The organism is Saccharomonospora saliphila YIM 90502 (assembly GCF_000383795.1).
GTDB lineage: Bacteria > Actinomycetota > Actinomycetes > Mycobacteriales > Pseudonocardiaceae > Saccharomonospora > Saccharomonospora saliphila.
The window spans coordinates 1-4,819 of record NZ_KB912709.1; the positions used below are offsets into that span (position 1 = coordinate 1).

A 4,819-nucleotide genomic window follows, 5' to 3' on the forward strand; every position below is an offset into this window, starting at 1 on the left:
CAGCCGGTGTTCCGCACAGGCCGGTGTGCACGGTGAACCGGCGCGGTAGGCGTTCACCGGTGCTCGCCGCCCGTCAGGAACCGCGAATACCGCGCGTCCACGCGTTCCAGCGGGAGCAGCACGAAGAAGTCGGCCACACCGAAGTCGGGGTCGTGCGCGGGCGGTCCGCACACCCACGCACCGAGCCGCAGGTATCCGCGCAGCAGCGGGGGTAGGTGCGTGTAGCGCGGCCGGTCCGGCATCGGCGCGTCCGGTGTCCACGGGTGGTGTGGCACCACGCGCAGGTGCGCCGGGGCCGCGTGCCGGGTCAGCGCCAGCCGCCACGTGCTCGCGGCGGCCTCGCCGCCGTCGGCCAGCGGCACGGACGCGCACCCGGCGAGGTAGCGGTACCCGCCCCGTGTCGTGTAGCGCAGCAGCGCCGACCACATCGTGCTGATCACGGCGCCGTCGCGGTGCCCGGGCGCGACGCACGAACGCCCCACCTCGACCAGACCCGGCAGCAGCGGCGCGAGCGCGGCGAGGTCGAACTCGGTGGACGAGTAGAGCCGCTCGCCGCGCCCCGGCGGCAGGAGGCGATAGGTGCCGACCACCTCGGCGCCGGCCTCCTCGCTCCGCACGACGAGGTGGTCGCAGATCGCGTCGAACTCGTCGGTGTCACCGCCCGCGGGGAGGTTCGCGCCGAACTCGGCTGTGAACACCCGCTGCCGCAGCCGCTGCGCCGCGCGTACCTGTGTGCCGGAGCGCGCGATCGAGGCGGTGTAGGGCCGCGTGCCCGCCACCGTGGTGGCGGCCGGTCGTGTGGAGGCCGGTGTCGTCATGACTGCCCCTTTCCGGAGAACCCCAGTTCGCCGGGCCACAAAGCCCGGCCCGGTCTCCGACGGTGGCAGCGGGGTACGCGGCCGGGAAGGGACGCGAGGCGATATCCGGGACAACTCCGGGCTCCCCCTACCGGCAGGCCCTACCTCGCCGGTGGGGGCTGCCGGTCAGCCGCTCGCGACGGCGTCCCAGGGAAGGGTGAGCTCCCCGAGGCGGTGGCGGCGCGGCCGGTCCAGCACCGGCCAGCCGCGCGCGGCCAGCGCCCGCACCGACTCGGCCCAGCGGTGGCGGGCGCCGAACACGCCGAACGGTGCGGCGGAGGCCCAGCAGTCATCCCATGTGGAAAGTAGCGAGTGGATTCGTTCGCCGGGGACATTCCGGTGGATCAACGCCTTCGGCAGTCTCTGTGCCAAAGTGGACGGACGATCCAGGATGTCGGGCCTACAGGCGAGTGTGAGCGTGCGCGGACCGGAGGCGGTCAGGGTGACCCAGGAACACAGCCTGCCGATCTCGTCGCAGGTGCCCTCGACGAGCACTCCGCCGGGGGCCAGGCGGGACAGCATCGCCCGCCACGACGGTTCCACGGCGCTCTCGTCGTACTGGCGCAGTACGTTGAAGGCACGCACCAGAGCCGGGCGCGTTCCCGCCAGCTCGAACCCGCCCCGGCGGAAGTCCAGCCGGGGTGGGTCGGCCACGGCGCGGCCCGCGGCCACGCGCCCGGCGTCCAGTTCCAGTCCCAGCACTCGCACGCCGGGCCGGGTGGCCGCCAGACGCCGCGCGAGCTCCACGGTGGTGACCGGCGACGCGCCGTACCCGAGGTCCACCACGAGGGGATCGTCGGCCACCGACAGCGCGCGCCGCACGGTCGCCTCCGCCGTCAGCCACCGGTCGACGCGGCGCAGCCGGTTCGGGTTGGTGGTGCCGCGCGTCGGCGACCCGATCACCTCGGGCCCGCGAGCCACTGTGCTGTGAGGTCGGCCTCGCGGGCGAGCAGGGCGCGGATCTGCTCGGCGACGAAGCTTTCGATCTTGCCGCCCACGAGCGGAATGCGCACGACGACCTCGCCCCGGGTCCACAGCACGCTCTCGTCACCGGAGCGGGTGACACCGGTGCGGGCGGAGATGCGGCCGGGAAGCTCGCCGACGTGCACCACGACGCTGCCGGAGTACGCCTCGCCCTCCTCCGCGCCCCCGACGGTCCACGTGTACTCGCGCCGCACCAGCAGGTCACCGCTGTGCAGCTTCCGCACGGCTGCGGGCAGCCGGTCCGCGGGAACGCCCTGCACGAGGGTGTAACGCACACCGTCGTCGGTCTCGGCGTGGGCGCTCAGTTCCGTGTGCGTCCCGCCGAGCCTGTCCAACCGCGCGCGCAGCGCCCGTGGGTCGGTCTCGGCGGCGAACACCTCGGCGGGGGCGTGCGCGAACGTCGCGCGGTGCTCGATCGGGGTCGCCATGCCGGGGACAGTACCGTTGGCGGGCGTGAGCACTGTCGAAACGGTCGGCCGTGAACGGCTGAGCGCGTACACCACGCTGCGCCTCGGTGGCCCCGCGCGGCGGTTCGTGCGGGCCGACGAGAAGGCGACGCTGGTCGAGGCCGTGCGCGACCTCGACGCCTCGGGCGAGCGGGTACTGCTCGTGGGCGGCGGGTCGAACCTGGTCATCGCCGACGACGGCGTCGACGGCACGGTCGTGCGCATCGCCACGACCGGGTGGTCCGGCCCGTCCGGGGAGACGGTCGCGGCGGGGCAGGACTGGGACGACTACGTCGCCGCCACGGTCGCGGCCGGGTACGGCGGGCTGGAGTGCCTGTCCGGCATCCCCGGATGCGCGGGTGCGACGCCGATCCAGAACGTGGGCGCCTACGGCTGCGAGGTCAGCCAGGTGCTCGACTCGGTCGAGGTCTACGACCGGCGCACCGGCGAGGTGCGCACGCTCGGCGCCTCGGAACTCGGTTTCGCCTACCGCACCAGCGTGCTCAAGGGCACCGACACCGCCGTGGTGCTGTCGGTGCGGTTCCGGCTGTTCGACGACGGCCTGTCCGCGCCCGTCCGCTACGCCGAACTGGCACGGACCTTGGGCGTGGAGACCGGGTCGCGCGTGCCCGCCGCCGAGGTGCGTGAGGCGGTGCTGGCGCTGCGCCGGGGCAAGGGCATGGTGCTCGACCCCGCCGACCACGACACGTGGAGCGCGGGCTCGTTCTTCACGAACCCGATCGTGCCCGAGGGCGAGATGGGCGCCGTGCTCGCCCGGATCGCCGACGCGGTGGGCGACGACGTCGCGGTGCCGCGTTACCCGGCCGACGGCGGTGTGAAGCTGTCGGCCGCCTGGCTCATCGAGCGTGCGGGCTACACCAAGGGGCACCCCGGCCCCGGTGGCCGGGTGTCGCTGTCGACCAAGCACACGCTGGCTCTGACCAACCGGGGCGGCGCGAGCACGGCCGACCTGCTGGAGCTGGCCCGCGAGGTCCGTGACGGCGTCCACAACCGCTTCGGCGTCCGCCTGACCCCGGAACCCCTCCTGGTCAACTGCACCCTCTGACCGCCCACCGCCGCGCGCCGTTGTTGCCGTGCAGTCAAGGCCTCCTTGACTGCACTGGACGCAGTGAAGGAGGCCTTGACTGCGCCCCCGGAGCCTCAGCGCTCGCGGTGGACGCGGCTGCCGTCGTACTGCGCGCGAGGCTTGACCACGACCTGGTCGAGGTTCACGTGCGGCGGGCGCGTCGCGGCGAAGGCGATCACCTCGGCCACGTCCTCGGGGGTCAACGGGTGCGTGTCCCGGTACACGGCGGCGGCGCGCTCGGCGTCGCCGCCGAAGCGGTTCAGCGAGAACTCGGTCTCGACCATGCCGGGCACCACCTCGGTCAGCCGCAGCGGATCGCCGAGGTGCTCCGAACGCAGCGTCCGGTGCAGCGCCGACTGGGCGTGCTTGGCCGAGGTGTAGCCCGCGCCGCCGTCGTAGACCTCGTGCCCGGCGATCGAGGTGACCGTGATCACGTGCCCGTCGCCGGAGGCGAGCAGCCTCGGAAGCAGCGCCCGCGTCACACGGAGGGTGCCCAGCACGTTCGTCTGCCACATCCAGTGCCAGTTGTCCTCGTCGGCGGCCTCGACGCGTTCCAGACCGCGTGCGCCACCGGCGTTGTTGACCAGCACGTGGCACTCGGGCACGCGGTCGGCGAACGAGGTCACCGAGTCGGCGTCGGTGACGTCGAGCGGCAACGCGGTGCCGGAGAGCTCCTCGGCCAGCGGGCGAAGGCGGTCGAGCCTGCGCGCGCCGAGAACGACGTGGAACCCGGCCCCGGCCAGAGCACGGGCGCTGGCCGCACCGATGCCCGCGCTCGCTCCGGTGATCACTGCGGTTCGGGTGCTCATGACCACCGGATGGTGCCAGGTACTGTGAGCCCGCTGAACGGGTGCCCGGCACGGAGGGGAGCGAGCATGCGGACCGAGGTCGTCGGCGCGTCGGAGGTCCGGATCAGCGTCCGCCTCGAAGGCGGCGAGGACGCCGCGCCCGGCGGTGACCCGGCACCGGCGATCGTGTTCGTGCACGGCTGGGCCCAGTCGGCGGCGGCGTGGAACGCCCAGCTCGCCGACCCGGCGCTGCGGCGGTTCCGGCTCGCGGCGATGGACCTGCGCGGACACGGCTGCTCCGGCGTACCCGCCGACGGCTACGACGACCCGCTGGCCTGGGCGGGCGACCTCGCGGCCGTGCTGCGGCTGCTGGACAGGCCCGCGGTGCTGGTGGGCTGGTCCTACGGCGGCCTGGTGATCAGCGACTACCTGCGTGTCCACGGCACCCGCGACGTGGCCGGTCTCGTGTTCGTCGGGGCGATCACGGAGATCGGCAAGGGGCGCTCGGGCGGCCGGGTGGGTCCCGCCATGCGTTCCGCGCTGCCGGACGCCCTTTCCGACGACACCGGCATCGCCCTGCCCGCGCTCACCCGGCTCGCCGAGGGCATGGCCGCGCGGCCGGTGCCCGGCACGACGACCCAGGCCCTGCTCGGCGCG

The 4,819-nt window shown here is 74.0% G+C and carries 6 protein-coding genes; 2 read left to right on the forward strand and 4 right to left on the reverse strand.

Features of this window, described 5'->3' with window-relative positions:
- Nucleotides 1-53: 53 nt before the first annotated feature.
- The 3 genes from SACSA_RS0117380 to SACSA_RS0117390 all read right to left on the reverse strand — a co-directional run bounded on the left by SACSA_RS0117380 (nt 54) and on the right by SACSA_RS0117390 (nt 2,269).
- The gene (locus tag SACSA_RS0117380; RefSeq protein WP_019819012.1) at nt 54-818 is read right to left on the reverse strand and encodes a GNAT family N-acetyltransferase; all 765 of its coding nucleotides are present in this window, start codon (nt 816-818) and stop codon (nt 54-56) included.
- Nucleotides 819-983: 165 nt separating this feature from the next.
- Entirely contained in the window at nt 984-1,778 is a 795-nt protein-coding gene (locus SACSA_RS0117385) for a class I SAM-dependent methyltransferase (protein ID WP_019819013.1), read from the reverse strand.
- Complete coding sequence (locus tag SACSA_RS0117390) at nt 1,757-2,269, reverse strand: DUF2505 domain-containing protein (protein WP_019819014.1); 513 nt, start codon at nt 2,267-2,269, stop codon at nt 1,757-1,759. Before SACSA_RS0117390 ends, SACSA_RS0117385 begins: the two co-directional genes overlap by 22 nt.
- Nucleotides 2,270-2,294: 25 nt before the next feature.
- Between SACSA_RS0117390 and SACSA_RS0117395 the strand changes: the two genes are divergently transcribed.
- Nucleotides 2,295-3,353 (forward strand): UDP-N-acetylmuramate dehydrogenase, encoded by a 1,059-nt coding sequence (locus SACSA_RS0117395; RefSeq protein ID WP_019819015.1) that lies wholly within the window; start codon nt 2,295-2,297, stop codon nt 3,351-3,353.
- A 95-nt stretch (nt 3,354-3,448) separates the two neighbouring features.
- On the opposite strand, the gene SACSA_RS0117400 is transcribed toward SACSA_RS0117395, so the two are convergent.
- Entirely contained in the window at nt 3,449-4,183 is a 735-nt protein-coding gene (locus tag SACSA_RS0117400) for an SDR family NAD(P)-dependent oxidoreductase (protein WP_028661981.1), read from the reverse strand.
- Nucleotides 4,184-4,249: 66 nt separating this feature from the next.
- Between SACSA_RS0117400 and SACSA_RS0117405 the strand changes: the two genes are divergently transcribed.
- The coding region (locus SACSA_RS0117405) for an alpha/beta fold hydrolase (RefSeq protein ID WP_019819017.1) at nt 4,250-4,819 on the forward strand (570 nt) is incomplete at its 3' end.